Below are 21,008 nucleotides of genomic sequence, written 5' to 3'. Positions count from 1 at the left end.
GCGACAATATGCTGGTGCATGAGGTCGAGCCGTACAACGCCGAGCCTCCTCCCGCCGCCCTTCTCGCCCAGCTCACCCCTCTGGACAGCTTCTACGGCCGCAACCACGCGCCGATCCCCCGTGTCGACGTGACCCGCTGGCGGCTGCGAGTGGAGGGGCTTGTCGAGCACACGCTTGAATTGTCGTTCGACGAGCTGCGGCACCGCTTCCCCGAGCGGACGGTGGTGGCGACCCTGCAGTGCGCGGGCAACCGCCGCGCCGATCTCATGGAGTTCCGCGACATCCCGGGCCAGGTCCCCTGGGGCCCGGCGGCCACCTCCACCGCATGCTGGAGCGGCGTACGCCTGGCGGATGTGCTGGCGGCGGCCGGACTGCGCGAGGAGGCCGCCCACATCGCCTTCACCGGCACCGACGTGTCACCGCAGACCGACCCGCCGGAGCCCTTCGGCGGCTCCGTCCCGGTGGCGAAGGCGACCTCCGACGAGGTCCTGCTGGCCTGGGTGATGAACGGCGAGGCACTGCCCGCCGCACACGGCGCCCCGCTGCGCGTGGTCGTCCCGGGCTGGATCGGCGCCCGCAGCGTCAAATGGCTCCGGCGCATCACCGCACAGCTCGAACCGTCCGACAACCACTTCCAGACCGAGTACAGCATCCTGCCGCCGGAGGCCGACCCCCGCACGGCCGGACCGGACGACGGCATCACGCTGGGCCCGCTCGCCCTCCACTGCGCCATCCTGCAGCCCGACCGGGACGCCCGGCTGCCCGCAGGGCCGACCGAGGTCACCGGGTACGCCCTCGCCGGGGAGGACCGGACCGTGGCACGCGTGGACGTCTCCCCCGACAACGGCAGAAGCTGGACCCACGCCCATCTGGACGCCCCGGAGAACCCCTGGACCTGGCAGCACTGGCGCACCACGTTCACGCTGCCCGTGGGCGAGACGGAGCTCCTCGCCCGCGCCTGGGACTCCACCGGAACCGTGGAGCCCGAATCGCCGGCGACGGTCTGGAACCCCAGGGGGTACGCCAACAACTCCTGGGCCGGTCTGCACCTCATCTGCCACGGCTGACGATCGGCTGAAGCGCGGGGCGATCATTCACGGCCCGCCGACGGACAACCTCGGGCGGCTTTCGTAACCCAACGGACATCGCGCGCCCTAGTCCGAATCAACTCCCCCTTTTTACACTGCTCTTGGTAGACCTCACAGCAGCACATCGGATCGGACCGCTCCGGGGGGAGATGCGGTGCACAGATCGCTGCACGGCCGGGGGCCGCTGTTCGACGCCGATCCGCCGGGCCTCGCCGCACGGCTGGTCGGTCTGCGTCCGTACCAGCTCCGCTCCTCGCCGCAGGAACACCAGGGCGATCTGCCGTTCGTGGTGTTCGCGGGCGGGCGCGGCATCGGCAGGACCGCCCTGCTCGCCGAGGTGCGCACCGCCTACCAGGGGCATACGCCCGTCGCGCTGGTCGACGCCGAGGAGGCGCAGTTCACGGCGCCGCCCCCGGAGCGGCCCGCCGAGGCGTGGTCGCCCCTCGCCCAGGCCCTCACGACCGTCGCCGAACAGCTCGCCGAGCCCGTGAAGGGAGCCGGGCGGATCAACTTCCCCCGGCTCGCCTCGGGGCTGCTGGCCGTCGCGGCGGGCGGCTGGAGCGACCGGGACGTGCCGCGGATCCGGCAGGAGGCCGAGCGGATCCTGCTGCTGAACGACGCCCGCTCCTTCCTCGACGGCTTCGCGGGGCGCTGGGTCGGCAAGGTGGTCGCCAAACTCGTCGCCTCCATGTCGAACACCGGCCCCGTCGTCGAGCCGATCATCGAGGCGACCCTGGAGTCCTTCAGCGAGGGGGTCTCGCCGACCCACCGGCGGTTACGCAGGGCCGCCACCTGGTACCGGGACTACCCGAACGCGGGCGGCAACCCCAAGCTGGGGCTGATCCTGCTCTCGGGGCACTTCCGGGCGGGCGGCGACTCCCGCGCCCACGCCGAGCGCTATCTCGTACGGGCCCTGCTGGCCGACCTCGACGACGCCTACACCGGGGTCATGCAGCGCTCCCACCGGCTGGGCCGCCCGGTCGTGCTGATCGACAACGTGCAGGCACCCGCCGGACGCGGCCTCCTGGAGTCGGTGCTGCACGATCGCGCGGACGGCATCCGTGACCAGGTCGTCTTCTTCTCCGCCCTGCGCGGCTACAGCCTCCCCCACTCCCGCCCGCACTCGGGCGGAGGGACCCCCGTCTCGCTGCGCAACGCCGGGCGCCGCTCCCTCACCGAGGTGGCCCGCGCCACCAGCTGGGAGCCGGGCGCCTCCCCGTCCTCCCGGGCGCTGCTCGTCACGCTGCCGCCGCTCACACCCGACGACACCCTGCACATCGTGGGCGCCGCGTGCCGGGGCCTCGAGATGCCGCCCGAGCTGCCGCACGCCACCCACCGGCTGACCGGCGGCAGCCCGCTCGGCATCACCCTGCTCGCCGAGTCCGCCCGGCAGAACCTGCCGCGCGGGGCCCGGTCCCTCGGTGCGCTGCTCACCGCGGACGTCGCCCTGCACGCGGAGCACGACGGCCGCCCCGCCTACCGGGAACTGCTCGACCGGCTGGTGCCGGGCGGCCGGCTCGACGAGCTGACCGTGCTCGCCGCCGCGCACGACCGGGACTCTGCGCTGGCACTGGCGGAGGACCGGCTCCCGGACGACTTCGGCGCGGCCGGGGTGCTCGGCCTCCAGGAGCGGCTGACCGAGGAGGGGTGGCCGACGGCGGCCGGGCAGTTCGTCGGCGACCCGTTCCTGCGGGCCCTGCTCCTGCTGCGACTGCACCATCTCGGCACGGGCCACGCGCAGTGGCAGGCGACCCACCGGGCGGTCATCGACCACTACGGCGAGCGGCACGCCCCGGACGCGGCCCGCTACCGGCTGCACCACGAACTGGCCCTCGGCAAGGCCGACTTCGCGGTGGCCCGGCTGCGGGACACCTTCCCGGACACCGAGGTCGGCGCCTGGCTGTCCGAACTGGTCTTCATCGCCTCCGCGCCCTACTACCACGCACACGATCCCGAGGGCCGCGACTTCGACGGCCACGACCACCGGGCCGCGGTGGCGCTCGGCCGTACGGACTCGGCCCAGCAGCCGCCCGAGGGTGTGGACGCCGCTCTGCACCTGCGCGTTAGGCGGCTGCTGCACGCGGTGTGGCAGCTGACCGATCCGCTGGTGCTGCCCGACCCCGCGGTGGCCGAGCGGCTGCGTTTCGAACTGGAGCAGCTGTCGAACCTGCGGCCCGGGGGCACGGCCCTGCTGTGGCGCGCCTCGCGCGACTGGCCCTCGGACGCGCTGGCCGGCCGTCCGCTGCGCATCCCGGCCGACGACGAGGACGGGGAACGGGGATGAGGCGGGCGGGACCACGGGGGTGAACGGCACGCAGGCGACGGGTTCGTACGAAAACGGGGGTCGGTGATGGCGGCACGGCTGTGGAGATGGCTGCGCGAGGACGTCTGGGAGATTCGCTTCCGCCGATATGTGGCGCTGCTGCTGACCGCTGTGGTCGTGGCCGCGGCCGTGTGGTCCGGTCTCGTGATGACCAAGGATGACCGTTCCTGCGCGCCGGGGGTGTCCCGCCCCCAGAACAGCGACGACTGTGTGGGCGTGTCGACGACGGCGTACGACTTCGGCCGTGCCCCGTTCAGCGCCACCGTGCGGGCCATCGACCGGGAGAACCGCCGGCTCAAGCCCGGCAGCTATGTGACCGTCGCGCTGTTCCTGCCGTTCACCGCGTCCGCCCCGGCCAGCCTCAACGACATCCAGCACCAGTTGCAGGGCGCCTATCTGGCCCAGTACCAGGCCAACCACGACACCACGGACCAGTCCCCGTCGATCCGGCTCGTGCTCGCCAACCCCGGTGCGGACGGGGCGCACTGGCAGACCGTCGTCGACCGGCTGGCCGCGATGGCCAAGGGCCCCGACACCCTGCGGGCGGTGATCGGGATAGGGCAGAGCACCGATGCCAACAAGCAGGCGGTCGGTTCACTGACCCGCCACGGCATCCCCGTGATCGGCACCTCGATCACCGCCGACGACCTGGCCAACGGTCAGGACGGCAAGGACCCCTATCCGGGGCTGGCCCGGGTCTCCCCCACCAACACGGACGAGGCCCGCGCCCTCGCGTCGTTCGCCAGGGTGTCGGGCGGGCAGGCGCTGCTGGTGTACGACAAGCCGGGCGACCCCTACACCCGTACGCTCCAGGACTCCTTCCAGCGGCTGCTGACCGGATCGCGGATCGCGCCGCAGTCCTTCGCCCCGCCCGCCGACCGCACCCTGGACGGCACCACCGGCAACCAGTTCCGGCAGATCGCGTCCGTCGTGTGCGACACCCCGCCGTCCATGAACACGATCCTGTTCGCCGGCCGGCACACCCAACTGCGCCAGTTCATCAACGCGTTGGGGGACCGCGGCTGCACGGACCGCAAGCTCACCGTGCTCACGGGCGACGAGGGCTCGTATCTCACCGGCGACAAGAAGCTCAACCGGGACGCCCTCACCCGTAACCTCGCCCTCCGCTACACCTCGCTGGCCCACCCGGACGCCTGGAAGCAGCAGGCCCCGGCGACGGGCGGCAGCACCGCGGACGCACGGGCGCTGGACGATCTGATCGCCCGGGGCACGTCCCAGCCGGTCGGACCGATCGGGCCGACGGCCCTGGAGGACGGTCAGCTGATCATCGCCTACGACGGGATGCGGCTCGCGGTGCAGGGGCTGCGGGAGGCCACCCCGACCGGCCGGGCGGTTCCGCCGCTGACCGACGTGGTCAACGAGTGGGCGTACATCAAGGGGTCGCACCGGGTGAACGGGGCGAGCGGATGGATCTGTCTCGACGGGCACGGCAACCCCTACGACAAGGCCGTGGCGATCGTGGAGCTGACACCGTCGGGCGGGTCGCGGTTCGTGAAGCTCGCCTGGCCGGAGGGCAAGCCGCCTGCCAAGGACTGCCTGCCGCCGGCATGAGCCCCTCCCGTCAGAGGACGTCGGCCTCCACGACGGCGAGCAGCCGCTCGAAGCGCTCCCGCCAGCCCGGGTCGACGTCCTGCTCGCTCTCGTGCGTGAACCGCACGACGGTGCCGGCCGGGCGGTCCGGCTCCAGATGGAAGCGGATCCGGCCGCGGCCCTCCACGGTGTACTCGGCGACCCGTTCCACGTCCCAGGCCGTGACCCGGCCCCGGGCCGTGCCCTCCGGCAGCCCGAGCGCCACCGCTCCGCCGAGCCGCGGCTCGAACGGCTCGGCGGCGGCCAGCCACTCCCCCAGCCCCGCGGAGGTGGCGAGGGCCGGCCAGACCTCCTCCACGGGCCGGGCCAGGCGCAGCAGGTAATGGCGTACGTGCAGATCCCCCCGATGCTCGGCGATGCCCTCTTCGATGGGATTGGTCATGACACCAGCCTGGCGCGGCGGCCGGGGTTCCGCACGTGTTACGGACGCCGGCCCGCCCGGTCGCCCGGACCTGGCCCTTCGCATCCACCTGCCACTCCCCGAGGAAGGCGGAGGCCCTCGGGTCGAAGATCAGCCGCAGTCCCCGTCCGCCGGTACGGCGAAGGCCGGTTCCGGTGACTCGGGTCACCGGAACCGGCCTTCGCCGAAGAGGGCTTACACGCCCGCGTAGGAGTGCTTGCCGCCCACGAAGATGTTCACGCCGTAGTAGTTGAACAGCCAGCAGCCGAAGGCGATGAGCGCGATGTACGCGGCCTTGCGGCCCTTCCAGCCGGCCGTGGAGCGGGCGTGCAGATAGCAGGCGTACGCGACCCAGGTGATGAAGGCCCAGGTCTCCTTCGGGTCCCAGCCCCAGTAGCGGCCCCAGGCCGACTCGGCCCAGATGGCGCCCGCGATGATCGTGAACGTCCACAGCGGGAAGACGGCGGCATTCACGCGGTAGGCGAACTTGTCCAGGGACGCCGAGGCGGGCAGCCGCTCCAGGACGGAGGTGGCGAAGGTGCCGGGCTTGCCGCCGTTCGCGAGCTTGTTCTCGTAGGACTCCTTGAAGAGGTACAGCAGCGTGCCGACCGCGCCGACGTAGAAGACCGCACCGCAGACGATGGCGGTGGAGACGTGGATGTACAGCCAGTACGAGTGGAGCGCGGGGACGAGCTGGTCGCTGGCCGTGTACAGGACGGTGACGGCGAGACCGAGGTCGAGCAGGACCGAGGTGGTGAGGAAGAGGCCCAGCCACCGCACGTTCTTCTTCAGGCCGAGCAGCGTGAGGTACACGCCCACGGCGACCGTGGAGAAGGTGATGTTGAACTCGTACATGTTGCCCCACGGCGCCCGCTGCACGGAGGCCGCGCGGGCGACGACACCGGCCACCTCCACCACGAAGGCGAGCACGGTGAGGGACACGGCGATCCGGCCGTAGAGGTCGCCCTGGGCGTCACCGCCGTGGGCACCGGGGCCGTCCGGCACGTCACGGGCGCCGGACGCGGCGCGGGTGACGACCTTCGGGCGCTCCAGCACCGCGGTGCCCCCGGCCTTCTTGACCGTGACGGCGGGCACCTTGGCCCGCTGCTCGGTGCCCGCGGTGAGGGCGTTGGCGGTGCGGGCGACCTTGCTGCGGCTGCCGAAGAGCCATTCGGCGATGTACGCGAAGAAGGCCAGGGTGTAGACGGCCATCGCGGAGTAGATCAGCGTGTTGCTGATATTCGCGAGGTGTTCGTTGGTGGCGGTGGCGAGGGTCACTTCTTCTGAGCCCCTTCAGCGGCGGGTACGGGGGTTTCGGCGCCCGGCTCCTGATCGGGGTCGGCGTCTTCCTTCTCGTCGGTCTTGGTGGGTGCCCGGTCGTGGACGAGACCGGCCAGGTCGCCGAGTTCCTCGGGCAGCTTCGCGGACTCGCTGCGGCCGAGGCCGCCCATCTCCACCACGGTGACCCCGTCGGGGCCGGCCGTGGCCCGCACCCAGACGCGGCGGCGCTGGATGAACAGGGAGCCGGCCAGACCGAAGATGGCGGCGACGGCACCGCCGAGCGCCCAGCCGCTCGCCGGCTGCTGCACGATCTGGAAGCCGGCCCATTCCTTGACCTGCTTGTCGAAGGTGATCGAGCCGTTGCCGCCGGGCAGCTGCATGGTCTCGCCGGGCAGCAGGCGGGCCTTGACGAGGTCGCCCTTGGCGTCCTTGAACGGCTTCAGGTTCTTCGTGTTCAGCTGGTACACGTTCTGCGGGATGCCCGAGTTGACGCCCAGGTCGCCGTGGTACGCGGACACCGCGAGCACCGGGAAGTCCAGCGCCGGGAACTGGGAGAACATCGTGCCCTTGCCGGCGCCGGCGAAGGTCGGCACGAAGAAGGCGGCGAAGCCGAGCTGGTCGGTCTGCCCCTGGGCGTTCCGGTAGCCGTCGTAGACCTTGACGGCGCCCTGGGAGGTGACGTTGGAGTCGATCGGCAGCAGCGGCACCGCGTCGTGGTAGACGACGTCGCCCTTGCCGTCGCGGACGGTGACGACGGGCGCGTACCCGTGGCTGACCAGATAGACCTTCGCGTCGCCGATGTTCAGCGGCTCGTTGACCTTGACGGCGGTCTTCTGGTCCTTGCCGTAGGCGCCGACGTTGTAGGTGATGTTCGCCTGGTACGTGCGCGGGGTGCCCTTGTTGGGGCCGGTGCGCTCGTACGTGCCGATGAACTTGTTCAACCGGAAGCTGAACGGCACCAGGTCGTCGTCGGTGAAGAGGTTGCCGGACTTGAAGTCGTCGTACTGGGTGAGGGTGTTGGAGAAGCCGTCGCCCTCGACGATCAGCTTGTTGCCCTCGGACTTGAAGAGCTGGCCCCAGGCGAAGGCGATCAGCATCACGATCAGGGCGATGTGGAAGGCCAGGTTGCCGGCCTCGCGCAGATAGCCCTTCTCGGCCGCGACCGCGTCCCCGTCCACATGCGCCCGGAAGCGGCGCTGCCTGAGCGCCTTGAGCGCGACCTCGCGGACGTGCTCGGGGTCGGCGTCGGTGCGCCAGGTCGCGTACGCGGGCAGCCGGGTCAGCCGCTTGGGCGCGGCCGGCGGACGGCCCCGGAGCTGGCCGATGAACTGCCAGGTGCGCGGGACGATACAGCCGACGAGGGAGATGAACAGCAGGATGTAGATCGCCGAGAACCACACCGAGCTGTACACATGGAACAGCCCGACCTTGTCGTAGAGGGGGCCCAGCGTCTTGTGGCTGTCCTTGAAGTCCTGCACCTTCAGCGCGTCGCTGCCGGTCTGCGGGATCAGCGAGCCGGGGATCGCGGCGAGCGAGAGCAGGAAGAGCAGGATCAGCGCGACCCGCATGGAGGTCAGCTGCCGCCAGAACCAGCGGACCCAGCCGGTGACCTCGCGTGCGGTCCAGGTGATCCAGCCCCAGGCTCCGGGTGCCCGGGAGCCGCCGAAGGAGCCGGGCATGGCCACCTCGACGGGGGCGGTGGACAGTTGCGAGCCGGCCTCACCGAGATCGCCGTCGGGGGTGGTGTCCGTCGTCTCGCTGTGCACGTCGGTGCTCCGTGTGTCGCTCATGGATCAGACCCCCACCGTGAAGCCGCCGGACCAGCTCTGCATCTGCTGCACGATCCCGTCCCAGGCACCGGTCAGCAGCAGCAGGCCGGTCACGATCATCATCGTGCCGCCGATGCGCATCACCCAGACATAGTGGCGCTTGACCCAGCCGAAGGCGCCGAGCGCCTTGCGGAAGGCGACCGCGGCGAGCACGAAGGGGATGCCGAGGCCGAGGCAGTACGCGACGGTCAGTACCGCCCCGCGGCCCGCGCTCGCCTGCTGGGAGGAGAGCGCCAGGACGGAGGAGAGGGTCGGTCCGATGCACGGCGTCCAGCCGATCCCGAACAGCGCGCCGAGCAGGGGCGCGCCCACCAGGCCGGTGGCGGGCCTGCGGTGGAACCGGAACTCGCGCTGGGTCATCCAGGGCATCAGGCCCATGAAGAACACGCCCATGAGGATCATGAGCACGCCGAGCACCTTGGTCAGGGTGTCCTTGTTCTCCTGCAGCGTCTGCCCGAAGTACCCGAACAGCGCCCCGCCGGAGACGAACACCGCCGTGAAGCCGAGCACGAACAGCGAGGCACCGGCGGCCATCCGGCCCCGCCTCGCCTCGGCGAGGTCGGTGCCGGTGACACCGGTCACATACGAGAGGTAGCCGGGCACGAGCGGCAGCACGCACGGCGAGAAGAAGGAGACGAGACCGCCGAGGAGGGCGACCGGAAGGGCGACCAGCAGCGCCCCGTTGAGGACCGTCTGGTTCGGGTCGCCGGCGGCGGCGAGCAGGGAGACTCCGCTCACGTCACTTCTCCGCGACGACCGGGTCGAGCATCTCGCGCAGCTTCTCCTCGGTGAGGGGCTGCAGCGTCCGCGCGGCGATCTTCCCGTCCCGGTCGAGGACCAGCGTGGAGGGGATCGCCTGCGGGTTCAGGGTGCCCTTCTTGAACCGGAGCATCAGCCGGCCGGTCGGGTCGTACAGGCTCGGATACGTGACGCCGTACTGCTTCTCGAAGGCGCGGGCCGGCTCGGTGCTGGTGTCGCGGGTGTTGATGCCGACGAACTGGACGCCCTTGCCCGCGGTGTCCTTGGCGACCTGGACGAAGTTCGACGCCTCGGCGCGGCAGGGCGGGCACCAGGAGCCCCAGACGTTGATGACGACGACCTTGCCCTTGTACGAGGCGACGTCCAGCTTCTGACCGTCGATCGTCGTGCCGGACAGGTCGGGGGCGGCGGCCCGCTCGCCCTTCTTGACGGTCGCGATGCCGTCCTTGCCGGTGATGAAGTTGGTGTTGCCCGAACCCCCGGAGGTGCCGCCGGAACCGCAGGCGGACAGCACAAGCGCCGCTACGGCGACCCCGGCGGTGGCGAGGGCGGCGCGGCGGCGGCTGCGGCTACGGGTGCGGTTCAGGCGCTGGGGGGCGCGGCAGGCGGCACTCATGTGAAAAGTTTCGCATGTCCGTTCCGGGGATCTTGCGCACCCCCCTTGCGGGCGGAAAAACCCATTTCAGGCGGCCTTTGACGGGTCGCTCGACGTGGACTTGCCGCTGTCCGCGAGGAACTCCTTCCAGCCTCCGATCGGCTGCTGGCCGACTCCGAGTGTGCGCAGCTTGGCGATCACCTCGGGCTTCTGGACGTCGATCCAGTCGACGAACTGCCGGAAGGAGACCAGGCGCACGTCGGCGCCCTTCTCCTTCTCACGCGCGATGTGCTTGAAGGCCTGCTCGACGGAATCCATGTAGATGCCGCCGTTCCAGTGCTCGAAGTGGTTGCCTATGAAGAAGGGCGCGCGGTTTGTCTGGTATGCCCGCTCAAATCCGGCTATGTAGGCTCCGGCGGACTGCTGGCGCCAGGCAGGGTAGTTGTAGGCGGGCGCCTTGGTGGAGTTCTGCGACTGGTTGAACATCATGTTGTAGTCCATCGACAGGACCTGGAACTTGCGCCCCGGGAAGGGCACCTCCTGCAGCGGCAGGTCCCAGAGGCCGTGCCGCTTCGTCGGCCACACCTGAAGGCCGCCGGGCGAGGAGGCATCGTAGCGCCAGCCGAGCTCGCGGGCGGTGGGCAGCAGGTTGTCCTGGCCGAGCAGGCAGGGCGTACGGCCGCCGGCGAGCTCCTTGTCGTAGTCGAAGGGCAGGGGCGGCAGGTCGTGCCAGCCCGTGTTGGTCTTCCACTCCTTGACGAACGCCTTGGCCTGCTGGATCTCACTGTGCCACTGCTGGGGCGTCCACCACTTCACCGAGCCGTGACCCTCGCCACAGAAGTGCCCGTTGAAGTGGGTGCCTATCTCGTGGCCCTCCAGCCAGGCACGGCGCACGTTGTCGAGCGTGGCCCTGACATGCGTGTCGTTGAGGTAGCCGATGTCGGAAGCGCCGGGCAGGTTGTTCGGCGGAAGGTACTTGCGCTTCTTCGACTCGGGCAGCAGATAGAGCCCGGAGAGGAAGAAGGTCATGGACGCGCCGTGCTCCTTGGCGAGGTCCAGGAAGCGCGGGAAGAGACCGTTGCCGACCTCGCCGGCGCCGTCCCAGGAGAAGACCACGAACTGCGGCGGGGTCTCGCCCGGCTCCAGGGGCACCGGCTTGTCCGGCTGGTGCGGCTGCTTGCCCGTGCTGGCGGTGGAGCCGTCCCCGAGCGGACGCGCGCTGGCCGTGGGGCTGTCGGGGGCGTCGGAGCCGCCCTTACCGGATCCATGACCGGCCTGGGCGTCATTCCCTCCCTGGGTGCCGCACGCGGCCAGTCCCATGGCGGCCGCTGCGCCCGCGCCGAGCCCTATCAGTCCCCGTCGGCTGATGTCCCGCATCCCGTCCCCATCTCATAGCGTCCTCTCAGTGGTCACACAATGAGAGGACCCGACCGAGATCGCGGTTCCCCCGAACGCGCTTATATGTAGCGGATTTTACGAAGATACCAACGGATGACGGGACCGAATACGCTTTGTGACGAAGCGTACGCCTTCGCGTAAGCCGCAGGCCTTGTCGTAGGTGTACGCGGCAACGAAACGCGTACACCTACGACGCTCTCAGGTCCCGTACGTGTCAGGCCCCGAACGCCTTGCCCGCGCCCTTCACCGGCTTGGCGCCCGCCAGCAGATGAGCCGGCACCAGGTCCCGGGCCGGCTCGCTGTACCCGACGGACACGATTCTGTCCCCCTGATACGTGAACGTGGTAAGGGAGGCGAGCGTGCACTGCCGCTTGCGCGGGTCGTGCCACAGCCGCCGCTTCTCCACGAAGCTGCGCACGATCCAGATCGGCAGCTGGTGGCTGACGCACACGGCCTCATGACCGCGCGCGGCGTCCTTGGCGGCGTCCAGCGCCGCCGTCATCCGCACCACCTGCGCCACGTACGGCTCGCCCCACGACGGCTTGAACGGGTTGACCAGGTGCTTCCAGTTCTCCGGCCGCCGCAGCGCGCCGTCCCCGACCCCGAAGGTCTTGCCCTGGAACACGTTCTCGGCCTCGATGAGCCGCTCGTCGACGGCGAGGTCGAGGCCGTGTGCCTTGGCGATCGGGGTGGCCGTCTCCTGGGCCCGCTCAAGCGGGGAGGCGACGACATGGGTGATGTCCCGGGTGGAGAGGTGCTCGGCGACCCGCTCGGCCATCTGCCGGCCGAGTTCGGAGAGGTGGTAGCCGGGCAGCCGCCCGTACAGAACCCCGCTCGGGTTGTCGACCTCGCCGTGCCGCATCAGGTGGACGACGGTGATGTCACTCATGCTGCCGTGGCCTCCGCTGCTGCACGGGCCGCCGCCGGAAGCGCGTCGGCGATCCGCTGGACCGCCCGCTCGTCGTGGGCGGTGGAAACGAACCAGGACTCGAAGGACGAGGGCGGCAGATAGACGCCCTGCGAGAGAAGGGAGTGGAAGAAGGCGGTGAACCGGAAGGACTCCTGCGCCTTCGCGTCCTCGTAGTTGACCACCGGCTGGTCGGTGAAGAACACGGAGAACATGTTGGAGGCGCTCTGCAGCCGGTGCGCGACGCCTTCCTTGGTGAGCGCGTCCGTGACGAGCGTACGGATCTCGGCCGACACCGCGTCGACCTTCTCGTACGCGGCATCGTCGAGAAGCCGCAGCTGGGCGAGGCCGGCGGCGGTGGCGACCGGGTTCCCGGAGAGGGTGCCGGCCTGGTAGACCGGCCCGGCCGGGGCGAGGTGCGCCATGACGTCGGCGCGCCCGCCGAAGGCGGCCGCGGGGAAACCGCCGCCCATGACCTTGCCGAAGGTCATGAGGTCGGGCTCGACGCCGTCGATGCCGTACCAGCCCGCGCGGCTGGTACGGAAGCCGGTCATGACCTCGTCCGAGACGTAGAGGGCACCGTTCTCGTGGCAGAGATCCTTCAGCCCCTGGTTGAACCCGGGCAGCGGCGGCACCACGCCCATGTTCCCGGGCGACGCCTCGGTGATCACACAGGCGATCTCACCGGGGTGCGCGGCGAAGGCGGCACGCACGGCGTCGAGGTCGTTGTACGGCAGCACGATCGTGTCCCCGGCCTGGGCACCGGTGACGCCGGGGGTGTCGGGCAGGGCGAAGGTCGCGACACCGCTGCCGGCGGCGGCGAGGAGCGAGTCGACATGGCCGTGGTAACAACCGGCGAACTTGACCACCTTGGCCCGCCGGGTGAAGCCGCGGGCGAGCCGGATCGCCGACATGGTGGCCTCGGTGCCGCTGGAGACCAGCCGCACCTGCTCGACCGGCGCCACCCGGGCGACGATCTCCTCGGCGAGCGCGACCTCGCCCTCGCCGGGCGTACCGAAGGAGGTACCGCGCGAGACGGCCTCCTGGACGGCGGCGATCACCTCGGGGTGGGAATGCCCGAGAATCATGGGCCCCCACGAACAAACAAGATCGACATATTCGCGTCCATCGGCATCGGTCAGATAGGGACCGGTACCGGACACCATGAACCGGGGCGTACCGCCCACGGCGCGGAAGGCGCGCACCGGAGAGTTCACGCCGCCGGGCGTGACGGCCGCCGCGCGCTCGAAAAGAGTCTGCGAAACTGGGGCTTCGTACGGATAGCTCACACTAGCCATGGTGTCAGAGGCAGCGGAGAACCTGCGGACAGGTGTTTCACCGCACGTTTCGGCGGGCGGCCGTGGGGGAGGTCACTGACACGATGATCGGGTTGCGCGGCGGGGGCCACGCGTCCTAGAACAGCAGTCGGGTGGAGATATGCATCGCGGTGGCGGACTGGGCGAGGGGACCGATGGTCTGGGTCCTCGGCGTGCCCGGCGGGGAAGGCACCGGCGCGACGCGGAGGAGACGACGGAGACACATCGGACGCAGGGGCCTTACGAGGCTCGCGAGCAGCAGGGTTCGCAGGATGCACAGGGTGCGCAAGGCGCGCAGGGTTCCAAGGCTTCGCCGGCCGATCCTGAGCGAATCGAGCGTGCGGCACGTATGGACCGCAGAGGCCGCGCGGTGGATCGGCTCGAGGTAGGGAGCGGGAATGGTGGTCGGGTGGGGGTGACGTACAAATACTTCGGCGCGCCCGACGGCGCCACGGCAGCCCGCGTCCCGATCTCGATGCGGCCCGAGGAGCTGGGCGGTGACGAGCTCGGCATGGGCGGCATGTTCACCAAGATCAAGCCGGAGACGATGGCGGCCATGGTCCTCACGGGCATCGAGGGCGTCCCGCTGCACAAGGTCCCGCCGCTGGAACTGGTGGTCCTGCACCCCGACTACGCGGTGGTCAAGCTCCCCATGACGGTCGTGGACCCGCTGCGCGGCATCGGCGAGGAGGCGGTGGGCGCTGCGGCGTTCATCTGGTCCACGGTCCCGGACCGCGGTGGCCCGCGGGATGCGTTCAATGTGTACCAATTGCTGCACGAATGGCAGGATTTCAGCCATCGGCTGCATGAGGCCGGGCACCAGCCGTACTGCCTTGTCTGGCCCTGAGCCGGGCTTTCGTGGGGTTCGGGCGGGACTTTCGGGTCCCGCCCTCTTCATGCGCCGAGGGGGCCGTCAGGCGGCACCAGGACCCATTGAGGGCGCATGGGTTCGAGCGAGGACACCGATGCGCCCTGAGCGGCGGGCGGAGGCGACGCGTGCCGGAGGGCGCCCATGCCACTTTCCGGCGCCGCCTGGAGATATCTCAAGGCCCGAGCCCAGACCAGGCACACCGCCGAAGGCGTCGCTTCATGCAAGGCCATCACCGGCCTCGGTCAGCACCACGGTGCCGAGCCGCCCATCGCGGAACCGTGGTCAGCCGCAGCGCGGTCGGCCAGGTACCGCTTGGGGAGCGACCGGATCCCTCGCACCGGGTTCAACCGCGGAGCGCAGCAAGGCATCTGGAATGTGCACCTCATGCCCATACTCACTTCCCGTCCGCGCTGTCGGCGTTGCGCGCCGTCAGGCCCGCTGGTCGGCCGCCCGGTCCGTCCCGCGAGGCTGTCTGTTGGGCAGGCCTGTCGACAGGTCGGCGGCGAAGCGGGGCCAAGCCAGCAGGACGATCGGGTAGATGGCGTAGCCGATGCGGGTCGCCGGGGACAGCACTATCGCCAGGATCAAACCGAGTGCCAGTCGGTCGGCACCGGCCACGGCACTCCGCGGCGGGCGGATCAGGAGCGAGAGGCCCACACCCGCGGCGCTCAGCGCGATGAGTGCCACCGTCACCGCCTCGCCGTGTGGGACCAGCGCAGCGATCAGATGCCCCAACAAGGGACTCTGCGCGGACGATGCCGTGGGACCGAGACCTAACGGATAGAGAACCTCGTTGCGGTAGAAGGCACTGCTGTCCACCAGGGCCGCGGGCAGGACGGCGAGCAGGGCGATCCCCACGGCTCCCCCTGCGCACTCGACCGCGGCACGCCGTCCACCGCGTACCGCCAGCACACGACGAGCACCGGGATGGCCGGCCAGGCGGTCCACTTCAGCGCGGCCGCCGCGCCCAAGGCCAGCCCGGCCCGGCCGGCATCGCCCCGCTGCGTGAAGGCCAGGGCCAGGCACATCAACCCGATGACCGGAGGGTCCACGCCACCGATGGTGAGCGGCAGCGCGACGACGGGACAGGCGATCAGCCACAACACGCCCGCCCTGCCGGTGACCGCGCGCGGGATGCTGACCCGACCGGCGTCCGCGTCCCGGCCGTCGGTCAGCACCCGTATCGCGCCCGCTACGGCCGCCAGGAAACCGACGAGGAACCACAACCGGGCGCTGGTGAACGGGATGTCGCCGAACAGCATGTGCGGTGTGCCGAAGAGCGCCATACCGGGGAGGTAGGGATTGAAGTCCCGCACCACGTGCGGTGTGGGGTGGTACGGGCTTCCGGAAGCGAACAGCAAGTCGGCCGCCCGTTCCACGACGCCGGCCTTCATCTGCTCCTTGCTGATCACCGTCAGGTACAGCAGCGGCACGACGACCGCACCGACGACCGCGGCCACGGCGGGGGCCGGTGCCCACGGCGCGGACGACCTTGCCGCGACCAGCGCGGCACAGCCGTAACCCAATGAGGCGGCCAGGCCCCACGCTTCCTGCGAGGTGTCGGCGGGCGACAGCAGGCCCACCACGAGTCCAGACACGGCACAGACCACCAGCAGTGGCCAGTCCACGGTCGTCCGACGTGCGACGACTCGCCGGTGACGGTGGCGGTGCCCGACTCCTGTGCGCGAACGACAGCTGACATCAGGCGAGGCTGAGTGGGGGGAGGGTGGTGATCACGGCGCAACTGCACATTTGATGTGTACACGTCGCGCCCACGGAGTGCAGGTGCGCGAGAAGCGCACATAAGGGCTCGCTGTCGCGTAACGCGCTGCCAGTCAAGACCTGGTGAGTACCGGATCCCGCCGGGCACCCTGGCCTCCGGCGCGTGGCTGCGGTCGGCCTTCAGCGACCTGCGCCTCCCCGTTCTCGGCATGGCCCGCAACGACCATCAGGTCTGGGTCCGGCTGCGGATGCAGGGTCGGCACACCGGCCCGTTCGTGCGCTTCCGCGACGGCCGACTCGACCAGGCCGTCGCCCCTACCGGACGCGAGATCGACTTCGAGCAGGTCCATCTGCTCGACATCCGCGAGGGGAAGGTGGTCCGGCACGAGGCACTCCGCGACGACATCACCATGCTCGGCCAGCTCGGCGTCTTCCCGCCGGCTCCGGCCACCGCACTGCGCATGCTCGCCTGGCGGGTGTCCGGCCGGGCCGCCCGCGCGGCCGCCGAGGTCACGAAGCTGGCCGCCGGCGCCGCCGATGCCCTGACGCACGGCGCGCGTTCGGCGACCAAGTGAGGCGTCGCCCGCGGTGAAAGGCGCGCTCGGACGGACGGTCTCTGACCCTCCGTCCGATCAGTCGGCGCCGTGCTGGCGGCGGATTCGGGTCGCCACCTCGTTCTCCTCGGTCTCCCACCAGGGGCGTACGCGTTCGGCGGGCTGTGTCTCGTCGTGGTGCGGGGTCGTGGTCACGGGGGCGGCGGGGACGAGTTCCTCGTCGAGACGGCGGTCCAAGGCCACCGTCTGGACGCGTTCGGCGCGCGCCCACTGCGCGAGGATGGCCAGCATGAAGGGCAGCGCGACGAGTTCGGCGATGCTGAGCATCGCCCCGCCGCCGATCTGCTGGTCGCGGTGGACGTCCGGCGCCCAGGACGGGGCGTGGTGGAGATACCAGGCTCCCGCGATCAGCGTGCCGTGCGTCATGACGACGACCCCCGGCACGGCGTCGACGATGCCGTCCAGGAACACCAGCGCGGCCCGGACCGGATGGGTGCACCAGGCGGGCAGGGTCTGTTCGTGGGTGAGCACCGGCACGACGAACAGGCAGCCGGCCGCGAGCAGATGGAGATACATCAGCTCGTGCAGCCAGCCGAGGCGCAGGGCCGTGGCGAAGTACGGCGTGAAGTAGACGGTCAGCTCGGTGACGAGCACCAGGGCGGTGCTGACCAGGGGGAAGGTCAGAATCCGCACCACCCGGCCGGTCATCGCCTGGCGGACCCGGCCTGCGGCGGTCTCGGGCAGCGCCTCGACGGCGAGCCGCAGGGGATCGCCGAGGGCCAGGCCGAGGGGCGCGACCAGGTCGAGCAGGATGTTCTGCACGGCCGCCGGCCAGAACAGCACATGGTCGTACACGGCCAGCCCGGACATCGTGGCCACCACCAGCGCGCCGAGTCCGAGCAGCACGAAGGCGCCGAGACGGGCGACGGGCCAGGGCTCGCCCCGTCGCCGCAGCCGGGCGACACCCCAGCCGTAGAGTCCGCCCAGGAGGAGGACCAGCAGCAGCGCGGGGACGTCCACCTGCCACGAGGACAGCAGGCGTCCCGTGGTCAGCTCCGCGAGCGGACTTGCGGACAGAGCGGACATACCGGCCGCCGCGTGATCAACCATGCGGATCGTCCTCCTTCAGCCCGTACCGTGGCGAGCCGACTCGGCTCCCAGGGCGAAGGTAGCCTCCACCGGCCGGTCGCCGGACGGCGGGGTGTCCGGCGGCGCCGGGAGGCGGAGCGACAGGGAGTGTTGACGAACCGTCAGCCCGTACGGCAGGCATCTCCGGACCGTGTCCGCGGAGCGCCGTACGGGCGCGGACGGCCCACGTCAGAGCCCCGTAACGTTACGCCTGGTGACAGAGTGGCTTCTGAGGCCTCCGGTGGACATGCCCGGCAGGGCGTCGCAGCATGGAGGCGATGGCACACCGGTTCGAGGGTGACCGCGTGGACGCGCTGCGTCGGCAGACACGTGTCGCCCCGTACGACCGCACATCCGGTGCCCCGAGTCCGGGCACGGGGCGTGGCGGGCGCATTCCAGGGCGGCTCGGACCCATGGGTCGGTGGCCGGCCGCGCGGTGACGCCCGAGTCCGGGTCATCGCGTTTCTCGCGACCTTTTGCACACCCTTCGCCGCGCTGTGCCTTCCGCAAGGAGGGCCGCCGCCCCCTCGGCAGGCCCCTTCCCGTTCACGGGAGGTAGAACATGATCCGCACGAGCCGTCTCGCGATGATCGCCCCGCTGGTGGTCTCCTCACTGGCCCTCGGACCGGCGGTCGCCGCCCACGCAGCGACAGGACAGGCACCCACCACCGTTCCCACCAAGGCGAGGTGTCTGCTCATCGAGGACACCAAGTCGACAGCCGACAATCCCTCGTTCACCCTCGTCGGGTCGGGATTCGAGCCCGGCTCCGTGTCGTTCTCCGGCACCAAGGCAGGGGGAGGGGTCAAGACCTCCACAGGGTCCTTCTCCGTCGGCGGCCTGCCCGCGGGCCACTACACCGCCTCCAGCGACGAGGACGGGAAGGTGAACTGCGGCAGCACACCGAAGTCCAAGGGAACCAAGGAGTCCAAGGACGCCAAGGCCCAGTACAGGAAGGGCTTCAAGGACGGCTTCACGACGATCAGGAAGAACTGCGGCGGCAAGATGAAGCAGGGCATCGTCGGAGTCGACCCCAACTACGAGAAGGGCTTCAAGGACGGAGCGGCCCTGGCCGCCAAACAGTTCTGCAGCGAGGACTGAACTCGCTCGACACGGGAAGGGGCGCCCCGGGCCCGGGGCGCCCCTTCAGCCTCTCGGCGTCACTTCGAGGTGATGCCTCGCGGCGTCACTCGCGTGTGATACCCAGTGGCGTCAGGTCACTTCACGGTGAGGGTCACCGTCGGCGACATGGTGTTGCCGTGGATGACACGGAACTTCTCCGTGCCCCTGGCAGGCAGCTTGGTGGCCGAGATGGCGTAGGTGTCGCCCTGCGCGACCTTGACCGTCTTCACGATGACCCACTTGCCACCGTGGAACCGCTGGAGGTTCAGTACGTCGCCTGCCTTCAGGCCCTGGGTGCGACCCGTGAAGGTCACCGACTCGCCCAGCGTCAGCTCGGTCTTGGAGGGCTGCACGGTAATCGAGGCAGCGATCACGTTCACGCTCTTCGCCTGCGTGTGCGTGGCGGCGAAGGCACCGGGCGCCCCGGCCGCCAGCAGAGCGGCGGCGAGCACACCGGCGGGGAGGACACGGGCGGAGCGGGTACGAAGCGAGGATTTCACGTTTCTCTCCTGTGCTGTGACAGATCCCCCCTGACGGATTCCCCCAACTGCGCGCACCTTTGAGGCTTCCATGGAGGCGACCGGGCGGCGACCCGGCCGTCACTGGATTGCAGTAACGAAAGAACCCCCAAAGCCGTCACTGAACGTGATACACCCAGGTCATTTCCGTAATTACGAGGGTTCCAGTTCTTACCTTCGCCTCATGTGATCCGGCCTCGGAGCACCCCGTGGACGGCTCGGCAAGGACGTCGCCGACCCGGCAGCGTGACATCCCGGCCGGCCGGGGCGGGCGCGCGTCGAACTCGGCTGTGGTGGGGGGTGGTTTGTCCGAGGACCGCTGTGTCCCCCAGCCCGCTTGGCGGTCTCGGCGCATCGGCCGGTCCCGTGCGGAGGCCCCCGGCACGCACTCTGCCTAGGCTGGTAACGCGGTCTTCCCGATGGCCGGAATCGTTCGTAGAGCCGTACGCCAGGAGAGCACGCCGATGGCCGCTACGGAGCACGCCCGCCCGAGCCGATTGCGGGCGTGGATGCTGGAGGGGCTGTCCGACATGGGCAAGGGCACCTCACAGGGCCCGTATGCCGAGCCGGAACCCCCGCACAAGGGGCAGCGTTGGTGGCGGGTGATGTGCCTGACCGGTGTCGACTACTTCTCCACCCTCGGCTACCAGCCCGGCATCGCCGCGCTCGCCGCCGGTCTGCTCTCCCCCATCGCCACCATCGTGCTGGTGATCGTCACCCTGGCCGGCGCCCTGCCCGTCTACCGCCGCGTCGCCGAGGAGAGCCCGCACGGCGAGGGCTCCATCGCCATGCTGGAGCGCCTGCTCTCCTTCTGGCAGGGCAAGCTCTTCGTCCTGACCCTGCTCGGCTTCGCCGCCACCGACTTCCTGATCACCATCACCCTCTCCGCCGCCGACGCCTCCACCCACCTCGTGGAGAACCCCCACCTCACCGGCGTCCTCCACGGCCACCAGGTGCTGATCACCCTGCTGCTGGTGGCGCTGCTGGGCGCGGTGTTCCTGAAAGGGTTCCTGGAGGCGATCGGGGTCGCGGTCGCCCTCGTCGGCATCTACCTCGTCCTCAACGCCGTCGTGGTCGCCGAGGGCCTGTGGCACGTGATCACGGCCGAACACGTGGTCACCGACTGGACCGGCGCCCTGACCACCCAGCACGGCAACGTCTTCATCATGGTCGGCCTCGCCCTGATCGTGTTCCCGAAGCTGGCGCTCGGCCTGTCCGGCTTCGAGACCGGTGTCGCCGTGATGCCCCATGTGCAGGGCGATCCGGACGACACCGAGGAGAGGCCCACCGGCCGGATCCGGGACACCAGAAAGCTGCTGACCACCGCCGCCGTCATCATGAGCGTCTTCCTGATCACGACCAGCTTCATCACGACTCTGCTGATCCCTGCGAACGACTTCAAGGCCGGCGGCCCGGCCAACGGCCGTGCCCTCGCCTACCTCGCGCACCAGTATCTGGGCGGCGGGTTCGGCACGGTCTACGACGTCTCGACGATCGCGATCCTGTGGTTCGCGGGCGCCTCCGCCATGGCCGGTCTGCTGAACCTCATGCCGCGCTATCTGCCCCGTTACGGCATGGCCCCGCACTG

At 70.3% G+C, this 21,008-nt stretch carries 18 protein-coding genes and 1 pseudogene; 7 read left to right on the top strand and 12 right to left on the bottom strand.

Going from position 1 to position 21,008, the window contains the following annotated elements:
* Positions 1-8: 8 nt before the first annotated feature.
* The 3 genes from ACFYX0_RS33095 to ACFYX0_RS33085 all read left to right on the top strand — a co-directional run bounded on the left by ACFYX0_RS33095 (position 9) and on the right by ACFYX0_RS33085 (position 4,983).
* Complete coding sequence (locus ACFYX0_RS33095; RefSeq protein ID WP_388975875.1) at positions 9-1,067, top strand: sulfite oxidase; 1,059 nt, start codon at positions 9-11, stop codon at positions 1,065-1,067.
* 175 nt (positions 1,068-1,242) lie between these two features.
* On the top strand, positions 1,243-3,372 hold the full coding sequence (locus tag ACFYX0_RS33090; protein WP_388975873.1) for a hypothetical protein: 2,130 nt from the start codon (positions 1,243-1,245) through the stop codon (positions 3,370-3,372).
* 66 nt (positions 3,373-3,438) lie between these two features.
* Positions 3,439-4,983, top strand: coding sequence for a hypothetical protein (locus ACFYX0_RS33085; protein WP_388975870.1), 1,545 nt, complete (start codon positions 3,439-3,441; stop codon positions 4,981-4,983).
* Between the two features lie 10 nt (positions 4,984-4,993).
* On the opposite strand, the gene ACFYX0_RS33080 is transcribed toward ACFYX0_RS33085, so the two are convergent.
* The 8 genes from ACFYX0_RS33080 to hemL form a co-directional block, all read right to left on the bottom strand.
* The gene (locus ACFYX0_RS33080; protein WP_388975867.1) at positions 4,994-5,404 is read right to left on the bottom strand and encodes an SRPBCC domain-containing protein; all 411 of its coding nucleotides are present in this window, start codon (positions 5,402-5,404) and stop codon (positions 4,994-4,996) included.
* A 213-nt stretch (positions 5,405-5,617) separates the two neighbouring features.
* Positions 5,618-6,700, bottom strand: coding sequence for a c-type cytochrome biogenesis protein CcsB (ccsB, locus tag ACFYX0_RS33075; protein ID WP_388975865.1), 1,083 nt, complete (start codon positions 6,698-6,700; stop codon positions 5,618-5,620).
* Positions 6,697-8,493 (bottom strand): cytochrome c biogenesis protein ResB, encoded by a 1,797-nt coding sequence (locus tag ACFYX0_RS33070; RefSeq protein ID WP_388975863.1) that lies wholly within the window; start codon positions 8,491-8,493, stop codon positions 6,697-6,699. The genes ccsB and ACFYX0_RS33070 overlap by 4 nt, the downstream gene beginning before the upstream one ends.
* Before the next feature lie 3 nt (positions 8,494-8,496).
* Positions 8,497-9,270 carry a cytochrome c biogenesis protein CcdA gene (locus ACFYX0_RS33065; protein ID WP_355908642.1) on the bottom strand — a complete coding sequence of 258 codons (774 nt, stop codon included), beginning with the start codon at positions 9,268-9,270 and terminating at the stop codon, positions 8,497-8,499.
* 1 nt (position 9,271) lies between these two features.
* Positions 9,272-9,907 carry a TlpA disulfide reductase family protein gene (locus tag ACFYX0_RS33060; protein ID WP_311697501.1) on the bottom strand — a complete coding sequence of 212 codons (636 nt, stop codon included), beginning with the start codon at positions 9,905-9,907 and terminating at the stop codon, positions 9,272-9,274.
* Between the two features lie 66 nt (positions 9,908-9,973).
* The gene (locus ACFYX0_RS33055) at positions 9,974-11,263 is read right to left on the bottom strand and encodes a hypothetical protein (protein WP_388975860.1); all 1,290 of its coding nucleotides are present in this window, start codon (positions 11,261-11,263) and stop codon (positions 9,974-9,976) included.
* 235 nt (positions 11,264-11,498) lie between these two features.
* Positions 11,499-12,173 carry a histidine phosphatase family protein gene (locus tag ACFYX0_RS33050; protein WP_388975858.1) on the bottom strand — a complete coding sequence of 225 codons (675 nt, stop codon included), beginning with the start codon at positions 12,171-12,173 and terminating at the stop codon, positions 11,499-11,501.
* Entirely contained in the window at positions 12,170-13,489 is a 1,320-nt protein-coding gene (gene hemL / locus ACFYX0_RS33045) for a glutamate-1-semialdehyde 2,1-aminomutase (RefSeq protein WP_388975855.1), read from the bottom strand. Before hemL ends, ACFYX0_RS33050 begins: the two co-directional genes overlap by 4 nt.
* A 139-nt stretch (positions 13,490-13,628) precedes the next feature.
* Between hemL and ACFYX0_RS33040 the strand changes: the two genes are divergently transcribed.
* On the top strand, positions 13,629-14,354 hold the full coding sequence (locus ACFYX0_RS33040; RefSeq protein WP_388975852.1) for a hypothetical protein: 726 nt from the start codon (positions 13,629-13,631) through the stop codon (positions 14,352-14,354).
* Positions 14,355-14,807: 453 nt separating this feature from the next.
* Here ACFYX0_RS33040 and ACFYX0_RS33035 read toward each other — a convergent pair whose 3' ends face one another.
* Both ACFYX0_RS33035 and ACFYX0_RS33030 read right to left on the bottom strand, forming a co-directional pair.
* On the bottom strand, positions 14,808-15,113 hold the full coding sequence (locus tag ACFYX0_RS33035) for a hypothetical protein (protein WP_388975849.1): 306 nt from the start codon (positions 15,111-15,113) through the stop codon (positions 14,808-14,810).
* A gap of 38 nt (positions 15,114-15,151) precedes the next feature.
* Entirely contained in the window at positions 15,152-15,976 is an 825-nt protein-coding gene (locus ACFYX0_RS33030) for a glycosyltransferase 87 family protein (protein ID WP_388975846.1), read from the bottom strand.
* A 159-nt stretch (positions 15,977-16,135) separates the two neighbouring features.
* On the opposite strand from ACFYX0_RS33030, the gene ACFYX0_RS33025 reads away from it, so the two are divergent.
* Positions 16,136-16,675: an ester cyclase gene (locus tag ACFYX0_RS33025; RefSeq protein WP_388975843.1), complete on the top strand. Its 540-nt coding sequence runs from the start codon at positions 16,136-16,138 to the stop codon at positions 16,673-16,675.
* A gap of 57 nt (positions 16,676-16,732) precedes the next feature.
* Here ACFYX0_RS33025 and ACFYX0_RS33020 read toward each other — a convergent pair whose 3' ends face one another.
* A complete protein-coding gene (locus tag ACFYX0_RS33020) occupies positions 16,733-17,764 on the bottom strand; it encodes a cytochrome c oxidase assembly protein (RefSeq protein WP_388975840.1) in 1,032 nt (343 codons plus the stop codon).
* 580 nt (positions 17,765-18,344) lie between these two features.
* On the opposite strand from ACFYX0_RS33020, the gene ACFYX0_RS33015 reads away from it, so the two are divergent.
* Complete coding sequence (locus ACFYX0_RS33015; protein ID WP_388975837.1) at positions 18,345-18,881, top strand: hypothetical protein; 537 nt, start codon at positions 18,345-18,347, stop codon at positions 18,879-18,881.
* Between the two features lie 116 nt (positions 18,882-18,997).
* On the opposite strand, the gene ACFYX0_RS33010 is transcribed toward ACFYX0_RS33015, so the two are convergent.
* Positions 18,998-19,402, bottom strand: coding sequence for a hypothetical protein (locus tag ACFYX0_RS33010; protein ID WP_355908672.1), 405 nt, complete (start codon positions 19,400-19,402; stop codon positions 18,998-19,000).
* Positions 19,403-19,884: 482 nt separating this feature from the next.
* Here ACFYX0_RS33010 and ACFYX0_RS33005 point away from each other — a divergent pair.
* Positions 19,885-21,008: pseudogene (locus ACFYX0_RS33005) on the top strand (amino acid transporter); the annotation flags it as partial.

The sequence above is a fragment of the Streptomyces sp. NPDC002573 genome, assembly GCF_042889625.1.
In the GTDB taxonomy this organism is placed as follows: domain Bacteria; phylum Actinomycetota; class Actinomycetes; order Streptomycetales; family Streptomycetaceae; genus Streptomyces; species Streptomyces gibsoniae.
The sequence above is the reverse complement of the archived record's forward strand: the minus strand, read 5'-3'. Positions and strand labels throughout refer to the sequence as shown.

What these genes read in the sequence shown, in the direction of transcription:
- ACFYX0_RS33040 (WP_388975852.1), top strand. Translation starts at nt 13,629, where the DNA reads ATGCATCGCGGTGGCGGACTGGGCGAGGGGACCGATGGTCTGGGTCCT.
- ACFYX0_RS33095 (WP_388975875.1), top strand. Translation starts at nt 9, where the DNA reads ATGCTGGTGCATGAGGTCGAGCCGTACAACGCCGAGCCTCCTCCCGCC.
- hemL (WP_388975855.1), bottom strand. Translation starts at nt 13,489, where the DNA reads ATGGCTAGTGTGAGCTATCCGTACGAAGCCCCAGTTTCGCAGACTCTT.
- ACFYX0_RS33060 (WP_311697501.1), bottom strand. Translation starts at nt 9,907, where the DNA reads ATGAGTGCCGCCTGCCGCGCCCCCCAGCGCCTGAACCGCACCCGTAGC.
- ACFYX0_RS33015 (WP_388975837.1), top strand. Translation starts at nt 18,345, where the DNA reads ATGATCCGCACGAGCCGTCTCGCGATGATCGCCCCGCTGGTGGTCTCC.
- ACFYX0_RS33085 (WP_388975870.1), top strand. Translation starts at nt 3,439, where the DNA reads ATGGCGGCACGGCTGTGGAGATGGCTGCGCGAGGACGTCTGGGAGATT.
- ACFYX0_RS33070 (WP_388975863.1), bottom strand. Translation starts at nt 8,493, where the DNA reads ATGAGCGACACACGGAGCACCGACGTGCACAGCGAGACGACGGACACC.
- ACFYX0_RS33050 (WP_388975858.1), bottom strand. Translation starts at nt 12,173, where the DNA reads ATGAGTGACATCACCGTCGTCCACCTGATGCGGCACGGCGAGGTCGAC.
- ACFYX0_RS33080 (WP_388975867.1), bottom strand. Translation starts at nt 5,404, where the DNA reads ATGACCAATCCCATCGAAGAGGGCATCGCCGAGCATCGGGGGGATCTG.
- ACFYX0_RS33020 (WP_388975840.1), bottom strand. Translation starts at nt 17,764, where the DNA reads ATGGTTGATCACGCGGCGGCCGGTATGTCCGCTCTGTCCGCAAGTCCG.
- ACFYX0_RS33055 (WP_388975860.1), bottom strand. Translation starts at nt 11,263, where the DNA reads ATGCGGGACATCAGCCGACGGGGACTGATAGGGCTCGGCGCGGGCGCA.